Here is an 18,062-nt window from a genome sequence, read left to right as displayed (position 1 = left end):
CAGAAACGAAGGACGAACGCAAGAGCAACAAATGCCAAAGGAAAGAGATATTTGTCTACTCTTCAAGAAACTTGTTTTAACCCTGCTTCTTACATAGCCGCCTACAAGTACATCTTTTGCCGAGTTTTGCCCCATTACCTGATTGACAGGTGTGTCTGAACTGGTGTATCTGCTCGAACCAAAGGGCATACCATACGACTGACCACCAAAGAGATTTCCTGCGTTACTCGCTCCGTAGCTGCCTTCATATGGCCCAAAGGATGTACCATATGGCTGATCACCGAAGGGGCCTCCTTGGGTCCGCTGGTGCTCCTTTGTGGGCATGCTACTGATAGCAGAAGCCGATAGAGGAGCACCAGCGACGAGCAATATGCTGAATACCCCGCTCAGGAAGAGGAGAGCAACGCTTTTGTATCTCAAAAACATAGCACTGCTCCTTGACAAGAATGCTTCAAGGTACAACAATACACTTGACCAGAACCTGCAACCGGATACAGAGCACATATTACATATATGCTATCGCGCAAACACATAAGCGTGGAGAAAGCAAAGCAAGTTCGCTTCCCCTTCTCGTGCTATGCCGACTCTGGGACAGCGTAGGATGGCGGTGTCGCATTCTTAGCGGGTTTATAGTGGAATGTGAGTGTGTATCGACCAATATTAATGTTGTCGCCGTCGTGAAGCGCGCACCCCACACCGCTGATGAGTTTTCGCCCATTGACAAAGACTCCTTTCGCGCTTCTCTGATCCAAGATGTAAAATTGGTTATTCTCATGCTTGAGGAGCGCGTGATGCCGTGACGTCAGATTATCCTGCTCTAGTAGGATATCGCTGGAGCCTGCCCGCCCGATGTTGAGTGTGCTTCCTGTCTCTAGAAGTACCTGTTGAGGGGTCTCCTGGTATGGGGATGTGATCACCAGGTACGCGAGCTCATGTTCTTCATAGGTCTGGTGTCCTGTATCCAGTGACTGCTGTGGCTCCTCGTTTGGCCTGATATCGGGCTGCGGCGTAAATGGCGTAGTGGGAATAGGCTGGACGATATCGGGCTCAGGACGTGGCAGCGTCCCTGGCATGGGCTGTTCAATTGGCTCAATCTGTGGTTTCGCTGGAACCTCTGGCTCCTGCGGATGTGGGCGTGGTGTCTCAGGCTGAATGGGGATAGACGGCTCCTGCGGATGCGCAGGTTCAGGCTCCACCGGGATGGGGGCTTCTGTGGCTGTATTGGTTCGGGCGCTGGTGGCGCGAATGGTTCCTGTGGCATCGGCTCCGGTGACGCTGGCGGAAGGGGTTGCGCGATATCGGGCTCAATGCGTGGTTGTGGTTCGACGGGTGCTGGTTTCTCTTCCTGCTCAAGTGAGATCGCTCGGTGCTTGCTAGAGGCGGCGAGCGAGGCCAGTTGTGACCAGGCGTCGCTTTCTGCTGCTGGTTGTGGTTCGATGGATGGTATGGGGTCTGGGGCTGGAGGAGGCGGCAATGGCTCCGGTGACGGCTCCATAATAGAGGCAAGCAAGCTCTCAAATCTAGAAACCTGTGGCTCCTGGGGTGGCGGAGGCTGCACAACCTCTTCGACCTCTACTTCATTCTGTTCGATTTCACTCAGCGTTCGTTCTAGGGCAAACATCTCTTTGAGCATGTCGAGTGAGAGCACAGTCGTCTCTGACATTTCTGTATTGTTGCGCGAGCGCTTCTTCGGCTCTTTAGCAACTAAGGTTTCTTGCAGTGCCTCTATAAATGCGAGCACGGAGGGATAGCGTCCCTGGGGGTAGGATGGAGTGCTCGCAGAAGTATCGCCTCTTGCTCCATTGTGACGTATGGATTGAGTGCTATAAGCGAGGGAGGTAGCCCGTATTGCTTTTGGCGGAGGACCTCCTGTGGACGACCCTGGAAGGGGAGACGCCCTGCCAACCAGAAGTAGAGTATGACACCGAGCGCGTACTGATCGCAAGCGGGACTATAGTGATGCTGCCATTGCTCAGGCGCGGCGGTCGCGGGAAGCATGATGGTTTGAAGCTGTCCCATATGCTGCGCGAAGTAGGTATAGCCCGCGTCGGCGATGAGAAAAGGGGTAGTCTCCAGGCTAGCTGACGCATTGGGTATGGAGTTGATAAGGATGTTTGAGAAAGTCAACGCTCCATGAATATAACCTTTGTTATGAAGGTATTGGAGTGCCTCCGCTAGCTGGGAGGCATAGCCAATAGCTGTGGCTGGAGTCAGTGGCGAAGGGAAGTGCGTGCGCCCAACGTCACTTAGTAGTGACCCTGCTTCGGTGTGGGTGCGTGTGATGTACAATCGGCCTTGAGCATCTCCGCAGTCTAGAATGGCTGTCAGTTGAGGATGCACAATCAAGCTGATCCCTTGCATCTCTTGAAAGAATTGGTACCGCGCGGAATTGGGGAGAGAAGGCCACGGATGCGTGACTTTCAGTGTGACCGTGTGATCAAGAAGTGTATCTTCAGCCGCATAGCTCTCACCAACCAGGCTACTACCCAGGGCGCGCAGAATGCGATAACGTGCAAACATCTGACCTTCTGCCAATTCTTGCATACTCTCTAACCTCGTTGTGTGTATATGAGCAGGGATAAATAGGTATCTAGCCTTCTCAAGTCGTTATTGTAGCATAACATATGAGATAGGTATAGTTTCCGTATAGGTTGCTTGCTTTATTGCAGTGAGGGTTGAGCCTTGTATGTGACCAGTCCAGAACTGGTACGTCGTAGGATTACGAGATCTTTTTGAGGATGACTATTGATGGATACTAGTACTTCACATAGCGATATATCATCAAGTATACCCGGAGCAAAGAGTCGGTCTGCTGATCCTGGACCACATACCAATTGGTTATTTCTTGATCCTGTCATAATCGCGCTTATTGTTGTTCTCCTGTACGTTGCAGCGGCCTTCGCGCGCTTACTTCCTGGGATGGGCATCTGGCATGCCTGCCTGGATATGGGGGTGCTGGTGCTTGTTGGGGCGCTACTACTGTACAAAGCTATTCTCGTTGTGCGTTGGGGGCAGGGGCGTGGAACGTCACGCCTTTTGCTGGATCTCTGCGTTTGTGTGCTGATGGGGGCGCTGCTTTTCTATGGGGCCTCATGGCAGCTATTTAAGACCTATACGGACGCGGCGAAATATAACTGTTACGCGCAGGCCTTCTGGCAGGGATCGGGCGCGGTAAAAGACCTGCCGCCGGAACAATGCCGCTTTATCTTCCTCCCAGTCACGTTTGACCAGGTGGCATCTCCACAGGAACAGCAACAGCTCACGCCATCACCATCGCTATTAGAGCAAGCCGAGCGTTTTGGCTTACCGGCCTCATGGGTACAGCAACTCCAATCCTGGCAGTCCACCAGTGAACCAGGGCATATGCTCCCAAATGAGTACCCTTTACCGGTTCTGCTTCCCTTCTCTCTGGGCTTGCTTTCGCCACAGGGCTGGTATCAGGTCGGGTTCGCGCTCTGGATGGTGTTGCTGGCTTGCCTGATCTTCTATCTACTCGACCGCTATCGCTCCAGGGACGCGGCTATTGCTTGTGCGCTGTATTTTGTGACCGGGTGCTGGGCCACGGCGGCGGGACGCTTCGACTTGTTGCCTGCGCTCTTCACGCTCCTGGCTGTCATGGCTGCCGCGCGTGGACGTTGGAAGTGGGCCTTCGCTCACCTGGCTCTTGCGACCCTCTGCAAATTTTATCCGGTCATTCTCCTGTTTCCTTTCCTTCTTCAGCAACAGTTACAGGTCGAAGGGCGCTGGTATGCGCGCAGGCGTTGGACGCCACTCCTGGTCTTTGTTGGTGTCTGTGTGGGGATTGTCGCCTGCTCAATGCTGTTGAGCGTCGAAGGAACCTTAAAGCCATTGACCTACTTTGGCGCGCGCCCCATTCAGGTCGAATCGTTTCCTGCCTCTCTGATGTGGCTGACGAGCCTGCTTGCGGGTATCCCACTGAGTTTTAAGTTTACCTATGGTTCGCTCAATGTATTCGGCGCGCCCGAACAGGTGCTTGGTAATTTGACTACGGTGCTTCTGCTGGTTGGTCTAGGCTATACCTACTGGTTACAGTGGCAAGGCAAGATTGATCTGGCGATGAGTAGCCTGCTGACCCTGCTTGTGATTGTGTGTACCAGCAAAGTCTTCAGCCCCCAATATCTCATCTGGCTAGCGCCACTGGTCGCCTATATTGGTGGTGGCAGGTGGAGATGGCTCCTTTCCTGGGGCCTTCTTGGCGCGCTTACTACCCTGATCTATCCCTATATTTATATCTCGGTGTCGCTCGCGGCTGTGCCCTCTCACCCCTTGTTCTTTCCAGTGGTTACAATTCGTGACTTCCTGCTCCTTGGCTTTACGCTTGCTCTCTTGATCGCTGGCGCACGTGGTCGGCTCGCTATACGCGAGCCGACGTATCCCGTAACGCCTACCGCACTTGTCTGAGCGTATAGCGGCTGCTCGGTTCCTGTTAGCGCTTTGCCGTTGTGGGCATGCGTTTGTTGATGCTCATTTGAACGAACATCGCCAGCGATACAGGTTTCACGCGGCGTATGCGCCAGAAGCAAAGCACCATGAATGTCACAATTGGAGGTAGGAGGGTGGTCAGGAAATCCAGGCCAATCCAGCGTCCAAAGGGCGGAACGTTAAAGAAGAATAGGTACAGAAAGTGGATGGTGACCGTAAATTGAAACGCGGTTCCGACCAGGGCTCGCGGGAGTCGTCCCTGCATTGGCAAGCAGATACAAGCCAGGCCGATGATCCAGGTAATATACCAGGGAAAAATCCAGGTCGTGACCAGGTAGAGAAGTGATAGGAGCGCGATAGAGCTCAATGCCCAGACACGGAGCGTAGGTCTAAACCAGAGGGCGACCAGTCCTATTAGTAGCATCAGGCCCACGCTGGCAACATTGAGGACCTGCCAGAGAAAGCGCTGTGTAAATGATGCCACGAAGTTAAAACCCATCGTTCCCTCAATGTTCCTATTTACATCGAGCCAGCGCCCCAAAGCTTGCTGAATTGAATTATAGGAGAGGTAGGAGGATGGCGGCGACGAGAAGCTCTGTATGATCTCAGCGGGTCCGTGTCCTAGCCAGAAAGGAAGATAGCAGAACAGGACCAGCCCGGCGCAGGCGAGTCCTCCGATAGCTATATCCCGTCCCGCCTCGCGCAGCTGCCCAAGCAGTTTCTCTCCATTGTGTGCCGCTGCCAGCATCGCTCGGCGGCCCAGAAGCACGAAGAAGAGGATGACAAGCGGAGCGGATGAATATTTGATGAGGACCGAGATTGTCAGACAGACGAGCGCGGGTAGGTAATCGCGAGCTGTGAGGCGTTCCTCCAGGGCGCGTAGCTCTTGTGCCATCCAGAGATAGATGCCAAGGAGCAAGAAGGTTACCATAACTGTGTCATTATGCCCACCTAATCCATTCTCCTGAAGCATCAGAGGGTTCCAGGCATATAAGAGCATACCCATTGTTACTGTGCGATTGGAGCGCCCCATCTTGCGCAAAATCAGGGCGACCAGGAAGATATTGCATAGATTGGATGCCAGCGCGAGTAAGCGGTAGATCAGAATATAGGGGAGCACATGTGGTCCCGCCACGGCGGAGACAATCATGCAGATGACCAGCCAGAAAGGGCCATAGGCGCAGGTCGCCCCGCGCCAGTCATCATAGAGGTTCAGGGTATCGGGATAATTGGTGAGTAAATCAAAGTATGGGCTGGCGTGGTAGGCTGCGACGAGGCGACCGTATCCAGCATAGACGAATACATCATTGGAGAGCATGGCTGGCGTAAACACAAAGCAGAGCCCGCCCAGGAGCGCGATTGCCCAGATCCAGCGTTGAACGATGCGATAGTCTGCGTTGGCGGGCTTGCGCGCGATCAGCCAGAGGCTTATGCCATAAATGATGAACGCGAGTACTGCCACCCCCATCGAGAGGAGCAGGCTGGTATTACGCGCTGAGCCTGCCGGATCGGCAATGAGATGCAAGTCGACGGGTAGCCAGGAACTAAAGCTCAAAAGCACGTTGACAAAAGGGGCTATTGCCGCGAAGTGATCAACTCCTACCAGGCGTGTAAGTGGCGAGAGCACCAGCAACGTGCAGAGCAACAGTGCCAGAGCGCAGAGGCCAATATCCCAGCTAGAGAGAGGGGGCGTCGTCAGTTGGACATCGTGTGCCACAGTGGGTAACTGTGGGCGTTTAAGAGTCGTAGAACGCATATCAATACCAAAACTCCAGGCTCGAATGTATGTTATCTGCCTGCTCCATCCGCGAGAGCTAGCCTCACCCTTTTGAGGAGGGAAGCGGCTCGCGCGCGAGAATATAGCAGTAAATTGTATTTCCACCCATAATCTTCCCTACCACATGTGAGCGCCAGGGTTCCGGGATTGGGTAGCCCCGCTGTAGTAAATGCATTGGCCAGATCAGGAAATCCGCCGTATAGGTGCCTTGAATTGGGGTCGCTGATGAAAGCGTCAGGCGACTTGGTAGGTCCTTGTTATAGTAAAACCAGCTATGGGAATCTTGTGGTGTTCCCAGTGTGTCATGAAACGCGACCAGGCTTACCGTAGCCGGGTGCGCGTCGTGATCCGCGATCCACAAAACGGCGTCGCGATACCCCGGATACGCTACCTGTAGCGAGTTGTTTTCCCCCTGGAAAATCTCATTCGTGTATCCCTCGGCATCGCGAACAGTGAGCATCCCAATCAAAGGAGGCGTGACAAGGATGCCTGCCATTACTACAAGGGTGAGTATAGAGCGCACATTAAAAGGTGCATAGGATCGTATGGCGAAAGGCTTGCTCTCGCTGGTGGTCATCTGTCCGTTTATGGCTGTGCGCCATGAGAGCGAGCGGCGATAGCGCAGAATGATTGCCAGGCCAAAGACTCCGCTGACCGCTATCGAAGGCGCGACAGGCAGATAATAGTGAGTGCCGACGACGATATTGAGCAGGCTATACATCCCCAATGTACTCAGGAGCCAGAACAGCAAGAAGGCAATACTTGCCGCCTCCATTGGCGATACAGCTGTCTGAGAGCGATGATAGCGTACTAGTTTACTAATCGCATAGACGATAAAGATAAGAGCTGGAATTGTGATGAAAATACTTATCTTCGCGAAGAGCATATAGAGAATCGTCCAGCGTGGCATATGCATGTAGATCGTCCCTGCCATAAAGGTCAGGTGTCCTTCAGATGAGTGAATCCACTCAAAGGCGAAGCTCTGGAATAGCCTTACAAAAGGATTTACCCAGAGAGAGGGGTTCGCGATGTAAAACGCGATAGGGATACTGACTGCCCCCCAGATCCACCATTTGCGTGGATTCTTCTCTGTGATGCCCAGGCGCGGACGAATAAAGCGTGAGTAATAAAATATATAGAGCAGCATGCCAGGCAATATAAGGACGGCTGTATATTTGCTGTCCATCGCCAGGGCCAGAACAATGCCCACCGCCAGATAGAGCTTCGGGCGCTGTACCGCGTACCAGAGGAGCAAGAACGCGATAGTGGCGAGGGTGGTCATCGTCATGTCCAGGTAGGCGAGGGCGCTAAAATAGGACATCCAGGGGCTAACCGCGAGCGCCAGGGCCGCCAGGGCTGCTACCGTGCGCCCGAAGGGACGGCGTCCAAGCCAGTAGATCGCCGCGCACAACAAGGTTCCTAGCAAGATGCTGGGAACTCGTGCCGCTTGAAGCGTTGTCAGCACATGCCCAAAGAAGTCGTTACAAGAGAGCGCGAAGCCCATAAGCAGTTTTGCCAGCGGGGGATGCTCATAATTGTATTGCCAGTTGCTAGCAAAGATTTGCCACTGTGTCAGGAGAGGAAAATAGACCTCACCACCCCGAATATAGATGATCTCATCTGTGACAAGATCAAGCTGCCTGCCAAGCTGAATGCGCGGAATAAGTGCCACTATAAATACGATGAGCGCGACACATATATCGACTATCGCCAGGCGAAGAATGCCCCTTCGTGAGGTCCCGTCAGCTTGTGTCGTAGCCTCACTCTGGCGATTTGTAAGTATTTTTGCCATGAAAAGTTCCTTCGCCAAATAGTTTTTGTTGCGGGAGGAAGTGAGTGTGTGTCCCAGTGCGATTTCTATGCGCACGTCTTAACGAAAACCTGAGCATGCTAGCCGCGAGAGCGGCGTTGGTTTTCGCATAAGAGCTGCTCCTTATGAGGAAACCTGAGCGAGCTAGCCGCGAAAGCGGCGTTGGTTTTCGCATAAGAGCTAAGACGATATATAGCATATGCTGGTAACATTGTCGACCATCTGGTATGGAGTCAAATTGGGCGAGAGAAAATGAACGAAGGCACTCACCGCCATGTGGCGGTGAGTGCCTTCGTTCATTTTCTCTCGCCCAGCTTAAACGCATTCTTGAAGGGCGTGAGCATTTGTTGCTCCACGTAATTTCATTAACGCAACCACTTCAAGCTGGCGTACACGCTCCCTTGAAATCCCAAGCTCTTTTCCCACTTCAAGCAGCGTGCGGCTACGACCGTCGCCAATACCGTAGCGTAAAACCACGACGGAGCGTTCGCGAGGCGTCAAGACGGTAAGCGCGCGATGCAACTCCTCACCAAGGAGGTGGCGCGAAGCTGTCTCAGATGGAGGAGGGGTCGTGTTATCTTCCAGGGTATCACCGAGTGAGTAGCGAGTCTCATCATCAACTGGCGCATCAAGTGAAACTGGTTGCTCAATGACGCCGAGCAGGTTATTGACTTCGTCAACTTCGAAATGGCAAGCTTCCGCGATCTGCTCGGGAAGCGGATCAAGACCATTTTCCTGCGAGAGCTGTGCGCTAATACGGCGAACTTTCCGCAGGCGTGTCGCGACATGCTCCGGTAGGTGAATCATGCGAGATTGTTCGCCTGCCGCGCGGCTCACTGCCTGGCGAATCCACCAGGTTGCATAGGTCCCAAAGTGACAACCACGCTGATAATCAAACTTCTCAGCGGCCCGCATCAAGCCCAGATTTCCTTCTTGAATCAGATCAATCAGAGGAACACCTGTACTGGTATAGCGACGAGCGATAGAGATCACCAGACGAAGATTCGATTCTATGAGTTTACGGCGTGCTTGAATATCACCTGCCGCCGCTTTCTGCGCCAGCTCAATCTCTTCTGCATGAGAGAGCAATCCCAATCCACGAATATCGCGCAGATAGCTCTGGAAAGCGTCTTCAGAGCCATTCCCTTGCTTAATACTGGTTACACCGATGCGACGAGATGGAGCCGGTGTCCGCATTGACGCCTCAACCTCGTCTCCTTCCTCCTCTTCCTCCTCTTCGCTTTCACCACTCAACAAGGAAGCAATCTCTTCTTCCAGTGCTCCCAGTGGTGGTAGTGTTTCTGTTCGCTGGTGTTTGGCGAGCACTTCATCAAGCTCGAAGTCAAGGTTCGATGTCGGGGAGGCTGTCAACTCCTCTAGTACGTCGGTGCGCCTATGAAGGCGAGATCGACGCTCGTCACTGATAGGATTGGCAATTGCCATGCTCCACGCTCCCTTCAGGAAATCTACCGACTAAACAGCGTCGGCTCCATGGCCTGTTTTGCTTACAAGCGGTCAAGCGTATTGGACTACTCATGAGGTCTTCTTTTTATCTTTCTTCACGCTCTAATTTTAGAAGAATACCGCTTGTTATTACATCAGGTAATTACCCTAAATAAACTAAGGTCCTGACCGTATCTTGTAAGGTATCAAACGTTCCCTTTTTGCGGGATCGCTCTCCATAAAATCGTCGCGTGGCTTGAGGAGCCGCGTCACTTCTGGCCCTGTGTGGATTCTTATCTCGTCTGCTCCTAAGGTCTAATCTGAAAACCAACACCACCAGACATGGTAAGCGCTGACACGTTCAGGCCTTCTTAATAGAGACTAAGGTGTTTGGTTCGGCAGACAGGTTTCATGCATATGATAATCGGCTACTCTGAAGAAAAAATAGAGCAGGCAGCTACCAGTACTGAGCAGTATACTATCTGTCGGTGCTGGTAACTGCCTGCTGGAAGGGGCAGGTGCGTGCGTTTAAATGTGTGGGGTATTGAGTGGACGTGGTGATTCATGCCCACGGTCATAGAAGATTTGGGTTGGATCACTTTCAAGCTTGGCTGGTCGTTCTTCCCAGTGCATCTCCTTCGCCTCAGCCTTGCTGATCATGAGGGTGACGCGCTCATCATTGATGCTGGAGATCGTGCCATAGGGAACATAGCGATCTTTGTGGAAGATCAGCCCTTTTTGGACCAGGAAGGAATCTTCATAGACCTCTTCTACATGCCCAAGGTCTTCATTCTCTGACGAATACACTTCCATGCCTTTGTGAATCATGTCTGGAGTCCATTGTGTCATAACTTTCTTTCTCCTTCCTTTTACTCGCTTTTCCTTCGATTTATCTCTTCATATTCACGATTTACATTCCGTGAGAGTTTCATGATGCTTACTCCCCTGGCGACGTCGCCAGGCCTGAGATGCTCAACAAGATATCTCTCTTCTGATTATAGAAGCGCCCCACTTCTCAAAATTCAAGGGCCAGTGCCGCAACTTCTCTATATGTAGGCACAGAGCTTGAGTCTGCGCATTACGCACTTGACGCATTTTTTAAACTGGAGTAGAATAACTGTACAACAGTATAGTGCGAAAAGACCTGGAACGAGCGGAGTAAGGGCCAGACGAATTGCCAGAGATGAGAGGTCATCGGGTGAAAGCCTCTTTCAATTGCGCTCCCTGAACGTGGCTCGGAAGTCGAATATGTGAGGCGCTGTGCCCTGGCACACGTGGTAGGATATTCCGGGTGTGGCCCGTTAACGCCGCTAATGAGGATAGCATGGCCCCAAATTGGTTGGGCGGGCCAGCTATCAAACCAAGGTGGTACCGCGAGCGCTGCCCTCGTCCTTGCTTGACGGCAGCGAGTGCTTTCAAGAGTACAAGGAGTACCACGATGACTTTGCCCGACCGTTATGATTTTCGTGCCGCCGAACCCCGTTTGGCACAGTTTTGGCGCGATGCCGACACCTATGCGTTCAATGCTGAGGGGTCCGCGCCCATCTACACAATTGATACCCCACCTCCGACCGTTTCTGGTCAACTTCACACCGGCAGTTGCTACTCCTACATTCAGGCCGACGTTATCGCGCGCTTTCATCGGATGCTGGGTGAGCGTGTCTTCTATCCTATGGGCTTTGATGATAATGGCCTGCCAACCGAACGCTACGTCGAGAAGACTATCGGGCGTAAAGCGACGGAGATGCCTCTACCCGAGTTCCTCGCGCAATGCCATACGTTGATTGAACAGACTGAGGAGCGTTTTGAAGCCTTGTGGCGCCGACTTAGCCTGAGTATCGATTGGCGGCAGCGCTACTCGACCATTTCGCCACAGGCTCAGCGTACCTCGCAGTGGTCGTTCATTGAGTTGTACAAGGGGGGTAAGGTCTACTCGCACCAGGCTCCGACGCTCTGGTGCCCCGAGTGCCAGACCGCTATCGCGCAGGCTGAGACGTATGATCGGCCCCTCTCGACGCATTTCTCTACCCTGGCTTTCAAGCTGGAAAATGGCGAGACGCTTCCCATTGCGACGACCAGACCTGAACTGCTCCCTGCCTGCGTTGCCATCTTTGTCCATCCCAGGGATGAGCGATACGCTTCGCTGATCGGCACTAACGCGATTATGGAGAGCGCCACTTTCTCCTCACGTGAGCGCATTGAAGTTCCCATTCTGGGCGATGAGGCGGCTGACCCAGACAAGGGGAGTGGCGCGGTCATGTGTTGTACCTTCGGTGATTCGACCGATGTTTTCTGGTGGCGTACACATCAGCTGCCGCTGCTCTCCGCGATTGGTCGTGATGGACGCATGACGGAATTGGCTGGCCCCCTTGCCGGTTTGTCTGTTCCGAAGGCCCGTCAGCGCATGCTGGAATTGCTCGCAGAGAGCAACCAACTTCTAAGACAGGAGAGCATTGAGCATGCGGTCAATGTCCATGAGCGCTGTGATACGCCTGTCGAGTATCAACATACGCGTCAATGGTTTATCCGCGTTCTGGATCAGAAGGAGCGTTTGATCGAGGCGGGGCGTAAGATACGCTGGACGCCTGAGCATATGCAGGCGCGCTATGAGCACTGGGTTGAGAATTTGCAATGGGATTGGTGCATTTCCCGCCAGCGCTTCCTGGGTGTTCCTATTCCAGCCTGGACCTGTCGCGCTTGCGGTCAGATGTTGCTCGCGACGAAGGAGCAATTGCCGATTGACCCGCGCATAACCGAACCTGGACGACCTTGCTCCTGTGGTTCGACTGAGTTTGAGCCACAGCGCGATGTTCTAGATACCTGGGCTACATCATCTTGCTCGCCCTTACTTATTGGGCACTGGTTCGATGATCCCGAACGGTTCGCGCGTCATTTTCCAGCCAGCCTGCGCCCACAGGGGCATGATATTATCCGTACCTGGGCCTTCTATAGTATCGTCAAGGCTCTCTATCATACAGGTGATATCCCCTGGCGCGAGGTCCTGGTCTCGGGGCATGCCCTTTCGCGCACCCGAACCAAAATCTCGAAATCGCGAAGCGTTGACCAGGAGAATCAGCCCTGGCAGCTTATCGAGCGCGAGTCTGCTGACGCGATGCGCTACTGGTCCACATCGTTTAAGCCTGGGTTGGATACGGCCTTCAATCTCGAACTGTTTGCCAATGGGCGGCGGCTGGTCACCAAGCTCTGGAACGCTTCGCGCTTTGTTGCTCGCCATATCCAGGCCCTTTCACCGGAGGAGATTGCCAATGCGCCCGAAGGGCTGTTGCCAACAGATCGCTGGCTCCTGGCTCGTCTCGCGCATACCATTGAGTACGCGACCAGCGAACTGACGCGCAACGATTATGCCTCGGCCCGCCAGGAAGTCGAGCGTTTCTTCTGGTCTGACCTCTGCGATAACTACCTCGAACTGGTCAAGGCTCGACTCTATAACGATGATGGAGCTAGCACCCAGGCGGCTCGCTGGACACTCTATCAGGCGCTGTTAGCGACACTAAAGCTGCTGGCCCCCTATCTCCCGTTCATTACCGAGGAGATCTATCAGGGGCTCTTTCAGGCTACGGATGGCGCGTCGTCGCTTCATCTCACGCGCTGGCCCCAGGCTCCCGCGTGGTGGCATGACGCGCGGGCCGAAGAGGAGGGGATGGCGTTGTTGGAGATTTTGCGCCAGGTTCGGCGCTATAAGGCGGAGCAGGGACTCTCCGTCGGGGCTGAATTCGAGGGCCTCACAATTCGAGCGTCTACCATGTTGGCCCCCATCCTCCAATGTGCGTTGATTGACCTGAAGAGCGCGACGCGTGCGCGCGAACCACGCGTCGCGCCGAGCGAGGAGTTATCGGATCTCTCATTCGATATTACTATTGTCCGCTAGAAGCTGTTTTTTTATAGTAAGAGGCATTAGATACTTCCAGAAGTATCTAATGCCTCTTACTATAATCGTTGTCGTTGCTGCTCTTCTTAGAGAACCGCAAAGACCGCGATAAGCGCACCAAATACGAACATGATGCCGCCTAAGTAGAGATCAAGGGTTCTATCTGGATTGTGGGTGAAATCACTTGCGACAGCGGCGATAATAAGCACAACAAAACCCACGATAATCAGGCCAATCACAATCAGTAAGCGCATCCACCACTTGAGAAAAGGCTTCTTATGCAGAATGGTGACGACGACAAGTGCAACCAGGCCAACAAGTCCAACAAGAAGGAACGCAATCGTTAGGATCGAATCATTACTACCGAACGCTTGGGTGAAGCCGCCTGCGCCAATTGAGGCCGAGGTAAGTCCAATAAGGTAGAAGATAATGCCAAAAATAATACCGCCTACAGAGCGCCCTTGTGATATAGTTGGTTGCGCATAGTAAAGTGGTGCTGGAGTATAGGGAATATTGCTGCTGAAACCTTGCTCATAGGGTCTCTCCAGATTATATGGGTTAGAGTAGGGGTCTCGTCCCTCTACTATGGGCGTTTCGCTATAGATAGGAGTGTTGAACCCTGCCGCTGGTGGTGTCATTTCCTGATAGAGGCTCTGCCCGTGAGATTGCGCTACTGTGTAGCGGTTGGCTGCTTCTGATGACTGGAGAACTTTGCCACAGAGCTCACAGTAGATTGCCTGAGGATCGTTGGCCTTACCACAATGAGGACATGTTTTCATAGGGTGTTGTGTGGCTCCTTCCCACCATGTGATGTCGGGATTGTTGCCACTCTCCTCCTCGTTTGGTCATAATCGTGTTGGGAGGGTGGTCTAGTTGTGCAGGCATAGCATACAATGTTTAGAGACCATTGTACAAGAAATTGGGCGCTTTGCCCAGCGGATTCAGAAGATCCCCTGGCCTTCCAATTCTGGCAGTGAGAGAATTGGAAAGCCCTGAAATGCTACATCGTTATGAACTTGCAAAATTTGCGCATCTTTTTGAAGGTTGCGGAGCTGGAACATGTCACGCGTGCCTCAGAAGAACTGCATCTCAGTCAGCCCGCCGTGACCAAAACTATTCAAAGTCTGGAGCAGGAGATCCATTTAAAACTCCTTGAGCGTCAGGGGCGGCGTATCGTCCTGACGCATGCAGGACGTGTGCTCAAAGAGTATGCGTTTCAGATCTTTGCGCTTGAACGCGAGATGGAGGATGAGTTAACGGCCCTGCGTGATGTCGAAGGGGGCGAGGTCAGGCTGGCCTTTAATCGGACTGCAGGTGTCTATTTGCTCCCGCTTGTCGTCTCGCGCTTTCGCGCTCGTTACCCTCAAGTCACCCTGCATATCTCGATCCTGAATTCACCTGAGATTGTGCAGGCGCTTTTAAACTGGCAACTGGATTTTGGTTTGGTCGAAAGCGAGTCCTCTCTCTGCCCGGCGGAACTGTATGTTGAGATGACAACGCGTGATGAGCTGATCCTGGTGGTGTCTCCGACCCACAAGTGGAGTAAGGTGCAGGTGCTACCTATCGCGGCTTTGGGCCAGGGCGAACTGATTATGCGCGAGGAGGAGAGCGTTATCAGGGGCATGATTGAGCAAGCGCTTGACCGCCATGGGGTTCGGATGCATTCGCTCTTCACACTGACTGATAATGAGGCGGTGAAGCAGATGGTTATGAGTGGGGTTGGCGCCGCGATTATCTCTGCGTTCTCGGTGCAGCGGGAATTGATGCGGGGAGAACTGGTGCATGTCCCTGTGAGCAACCTGGATCTGCGTCCGCGTCTCAGCCTGATGCGGCGCGAGGATAAGTTGCTCTCCCCTGCCGCACGTGCCTTCTGCTCGGTGCTCTCCCCTATTTTAGAGCATGGTCTGGAAACTATACGCGGCTTGGCATTAGAGGGAGAGTAGTGCGCGATATCGTTTTATTATGGTTCAGATTCTCCAATAAACGATAAATGAGTCCTACACAAGGAGAGGAGGTCATGGGCTCTCGTAGTCACTCAAGAGCCCATGACCTTCTCTCCTTGCACATCCTGATCTATTTCTTTTTAACAAGCTGTAATGGAGTAGAAAAATGTAATAGATGTTTAACTAGACATCTGCGGTAGTATCGATCTGTACCAGATCTTCCTGCACGAAGCCAGCGGTGAAGTTGAATTCGTCGAGAGCGTCCAGGGCGGTACGATACTCGCTCCACTTCAGGCGACGATTAAGGATTGGGTCATTGACGGCTTTCCAGGCAGGGAAGTACTGGTCCATCAGGCTGATGGGCGTGTCTGGTCCCAGTTCTTCGGCGATCCAGCGCAAGACCTCGCGTGTGCCCGAGATATCTTCTGGCATAACAAGGTGGCGGATAAGCAAGCCACGATGTCCAATACCCTCATCGTCGAGTTGGAGCGGGCCAACCTGACGATACATCTCGCGGAGTGCGGCCTGATTATAGTCCACATAGCGCGGCATCTTTGAGGTGCGTAGCGCGTTCTTGTTATCGGAATACTTGGCATCAGGCAGGTAGATGTCAACAACGCCATCCAGGAGTTTGAGCGTCTCCATATTCTCATATCCGGCGCAGTTATAGACAAGCGGCAGGCGTAGCCCCTTCTCACAGGCGATGACCAGGGCCGCAAGTATCTGTGGGACGAAATGGGTTGGAGTGACCAGGTCCAGGTTATGGCAGCGCTTCTTTTGCAGGTACATCATCATGTCCGCGAGCCGTTCAGGGGTGACACGATGCCCCAATCCACCCTGGCTGAGTGAGAAGTTCTGGCAATAGGTACAGCGTGCCTGGCAGTAACCAAAGAAGATGGTGCCTGCGCCTCGCGTCCCGCTAATTGGTGGTTCTTCGCGTCGATGAATGTTCCAGGAGGCGACTATGGCTTCCGTGCCCGAGTGGCAGACGCCAGTCTTGCCCGCGATGCGGTTACAGCGGCAGTTCTGTGGACAGATGGTGCAACTTCGCAGGATTTCCCAGGCTGCGGTGGCGCGTTCAGCGAGTTCCCCTGTTTCATAGAGAGTAAGATAACTAGGATAAGGCATCTGCAAACTCCGTGCTAGTAGTAAACGAGAAACATGCTGGTAAGGCCAGGGCCGCTTTCGCTCTTGAAAACCTGAGCGCTGAGGCGCCAGTCACGGTTGTGACGTTGGTTTTCGTAGCAGACTCAAGAAAGAGTGTCCAGCTAAGAAACCGAACACTCTCCCTGGAAGGTATATACGTTGCTCTGACCTTAGCGGTCATGTTGTTAATAGCATATACCATGTTATACATGAATGGATACAAGCTTATGTAGCCCGACTTTGTAGGGCTATTCGCCGCTTTCGGCGGTAGGCCACTGGTAGCCACGCTGGGAAGGTTTGGGACCCTTATTCCGTGTGCGTGGCTTCTTTTCACCTTTGGGCTTGCCTCCCTGAATCGCCCTGCGTTGCCTGCCTGTCGTCGCGCCAGACTTGCGCTTCCTCTCCAGGCGTGTCTCTTCTTTCTGTTTTGGTTTTACCGGTGCGAGCAGGCCGTCCGTTCCCTCGGTGATCTCATTCCAGAACTGCGCGTTGCGGCGTTGGACCGGTCGTGGTCCCTTGATAACACGACCATCAGGCATGCGCGTTACATGACGCTCTGGCTTCTCGAAGGTCTCTTCTGGCTGCTGGCGCTGCTGGTGTCGAGGCTGAAAACCTGGACGTGGAGCGTAGTTCTCCTGAGTCTGGTAGCGGGGCTGAAAGCCTGCGCGTGGGCCTGGGCCAAAGCCCCCTGGGCGGCGTGGGCGCTCCTGATCGCTATAGGACTCATAGTCGCCCTCAAACTGACCTGTACGGCGTGCTTGTGGTGCCTGACCTCGCTCGAAGCGACCCGAACCCGTGAAGGGGCGTCGTGGCGCGGCGTGGTGTGCGCGTGGACCGCCATGCGATGGATACCGCTCCTGCCTGGGCTCCCAATCCTGCTGTTCGTTCCGCTGACGCGAAAAATTCGACTTGAAATTCGAGGGATTGCCAGCGGGGCGGCGCTGCTCTTGATAAGAGGGCCGTTGCTCCTGATAAGGGGGTCGCTGCTCCTGATAAGGGGTCTGCCGCTGAGGTGCTGACCCGGAGTAAGAACCGGTATGAGAATTGGAGCGGTTATTGGTGGGTGCGCCATTACGGTTCGGCCGGGAGTTTTGCCCATACGAAGGCCCATTGTTGCCGGTTGTACGAGGACGATAGTCCGCGTGAGTGCGCTGTGCTCCATCCTGCCAGGCCCGGTCGATGCTGGCTCGGTTTACGCGTGGGCGTCCTCCTGGGCGTTGTGAGAAGCCCTGTTGACCATGTGATGTGTTAGATGAGGGTGCATCGCGAAAAGGTGGACGCGCGCCAGCCCTTTTCTGCGGATCGAAGTTCTTGGTCATAGTTCCTTTCAAAGCTGTGTCTGCTGGGGATAAGATTTTAATGTGGTGGGTTGCGGCAAGATCGTTTATGCCTCCCGTCGGTCAATGCCACACCAACTTGAAAACAATCCTTGTTGACGCGTTAACTACTTATGCGAAAACCAATGCTACTGTCGTAGCGAGCGCCGGCCTGCTCAGGTTCTCGATGAGGCACTCATGAAATGCCTTTGCGGTTCTGTGTTATTACTGGGGGGACGCGTCTCTGATAGTATACCATATTCAGTATCGGAAGACTATTCATATTGTGAAACAT

General features: G+C 53.5%; 13 protein-coding genes. 4 read left to right on the top strand and 9 right to left on the bottom strand.

Annotated features, from left to right (window positions below; all coding sequences use genetic code 11):
* Window positions 1-575 precede the first annotated feature (575 nt).
* A complete protein-coding gene (locus K3T82_RS40055) occupies window positions 576-1,196 on the bottom strand; it encodes an FHA domain-containing protein (protein WP_220199095.1) in 621 nt (206 codons plus the stop codon).
* Between K3T82_RS40055 and K3T82_RS40050 the strand changes: the two genes are divergently transcribed.
* Window positions 1,176-1,751 (top strand): hypothetical protein, encoded by a 576-nt coding sequence (locus K3T82_RS40050; RefSeq protein ID WP_220199094.1) that lies wholly within the window; start codon window positions 1,176-1,178, stop codon window positions 1,749-1,751. The two genes, K3T82_RS40055 and K3T82_RS40050, sit on opposite strands and share 21 nt — an antisense overlap.
* Here the strand turns inward: K3T82_RS40050 and K3T82_RS40045 are convergent.
* Entirely contained in the window at window positions 1,726-2,544 is an 819-nt protein-coding gene (locus K3T82_RS40045) for a serine/threonine-protein kinase (RefSeq protein WP_220199093.1), read from the bottom strand. The two genes, K3T82_RS40050 and K3T82_RS40045, sit on opposite strands and share 26 nt — an antisense overlap.
* Window positions 2,545-2,748: 204 nt before the next feature.
* On the opposite strand from K3T82_RS40045, the gene K3T82_RS40040 reads away from it, so the two are divergent.
* Window positions 2,749-4,422, top strand: coding sequence for a glycosyltransferase family 87 protein (locus K3T82_RS40040; protein ID WP_220199092.1), 1,674 nt, complete (start codon window positions 2,749-2,751; stop codon window positions 4,420-4,422).
* A 25-nt stretch (window positions 4,423-4,447) separates the two neighbouring features.
* Here K3T82_RS40040 and K3T82_RS40035 read toward each other — a convergent pair whose 3' ends face one another.
* The 4 genes from K3T82_RS40035 to K3T82_RS40020 all read right to left on the bottom strand — a co-directional run bounded on the left by K3T82_RS40035 (window position 4,448) and on the right by K3T82_RS40020 (window position 10,322).
* Window positions 4,448-6,199, bottom strand: a complete 1,752-nt coding sequence (locus tag K3T82_RS40035; protein WP_220199091.1) for an MptA/MptB family glycosyltransferase — start codon at window positions 6,197-6,199, stop codon at window positions 4,448-4,450.
* A 64-nt stretch (window positions 6,200-6,263) separates the two neighbouring features.
* Window positions 6,264-8,012, bottom strand: coding sequence for an ArnT family glycosyltransferase (locus tag K3T82_RS40030; protein ID WP_220199090.1), 1,749 nt, complete (start codon window positions 8,010-8,012; stop codon window positions 6,264-6,266).
* Between the two features lie 333 nt (window positions 8,013-8,345).
* Complete coding sequence (locus K3T82_RS40025) at window positions 8,346-9,473, bottom strand: sigma-70 family RNA polymerase sigma factor (protein WP_220199089.1); 1,128 nt, start codon at window positions 9,471-9,473, stop codon at window positions 8,346-8,348.
* Window positions 9,474-10,001: 528 nt separating this feature from the next.
* The gene (locus tag K3T82_RS40020; RefSeq protein ID WP_220199088.1) at window positions 10,002-10,322 is read right to left on the bottom strand and encodes a DUF2171 domain-containing protein; all 321 of its coding nucleotides are present in this window, start codon (window positions 10,320-10,322) and stop codon (window positions 10,002-10,004) included.
* A gap of 589 nt (window positions 10,323-10,911) precedes the next feature.
* Here K3T82_RS40020 and K3T82_RS40015 point away from each other — a divergent pair.
* On the top strand, window positions 10,912-13,362 hold the full coding sequence (locus tag K3T82_RS40015; protein WP_220199087.1) for a valine--tRNA ligase: 2,451 nt from the start codon (window positions 10,912-10,914) through the stop codon (window positions 13,360-13,362).
* An 86-nt stretch (window positions 13,363-13,448) separates the two neighbouring features.
* Here the strand turns inward: K3T82_RS40015 and K3T82_RS40010 are convergent, their stop codons facing one another.
* Complete coding sequence (locus tag K3T82_RS40010; RefSeq protein ID WP_220199086.1) at window positions 13,449-14,141, bottom strand: hypothetical protein; 693 nt, start codon at window positions 14,139-14,141, stop codon at window positions 13,449-13,451.
* Between the two features lie 231 nt (window positions 14,142-14,372).
* On the opposite strand from K3T82_RS40010, the gene K3T82_RS40005 reads away from it, so the two are divergent.
* Window positions 14,373-15,305 carry a LysR family transcriptional regulator gene (locus K3T82_RS40005; protein ID WP_220199085.1) on the top strand — a complete coding sequence of 311 codons (933 nt, stop codon included), beginning with the start codon at window positions 14,373-14,375 and terminating at the stop codon, window positions 15,303-15,305.
* A gap of 183 nt (window positions 15,306-15,488) precedes the next feature.
* Here K3T82_RS40005 and K3T82_RS40000 read toward each other — a convergent pair whose 3' ends face one another.
* Together K3T82_RS40000 and K3T82_RS39995 are read right to left on the bottom strand one after the other, a co-directional pair.
* On the bottom strand, window positions 15,489-16,433 hold the full coding sequence (locus tag K3T82_RS40000) for a radical SAM protein (RefSeq protein ID WP_220199084.1): 945 nt from the start codon (window positions 16,431-16,433) through the stop codon (window positions 15,489-15,491).
* A 266-nt stretch (window positions 16,434-16,699) separates the two neighbouring features.
* A complete protein-coding gene (locus tag K3T82_RS39995) occupies window positions 16,700-17,770 on the bottom strand; it encodes a hypothetical protein (protein ID WP_220199083.1) in 1,071 nt (356 codons plus the stop codon).
* Window positions 17,771-18,062 lie beyond the last annotated feature (292 nt).

Source organism: Ktedonospora formicarum, from assembly GCF_016587355.1.
Classification (GTDB): Bacteria; Chloroflexota; Ktedonobacteria; order Ktedonobacterales; family Ktedonobacteraceae; genus Ktedonobacter; species Ktedonobacter formicarum.
Note: the sequence above shows the minus strand (reverse complement) of the source record. Positions and strands in the feature narration are given on the sequence as shown.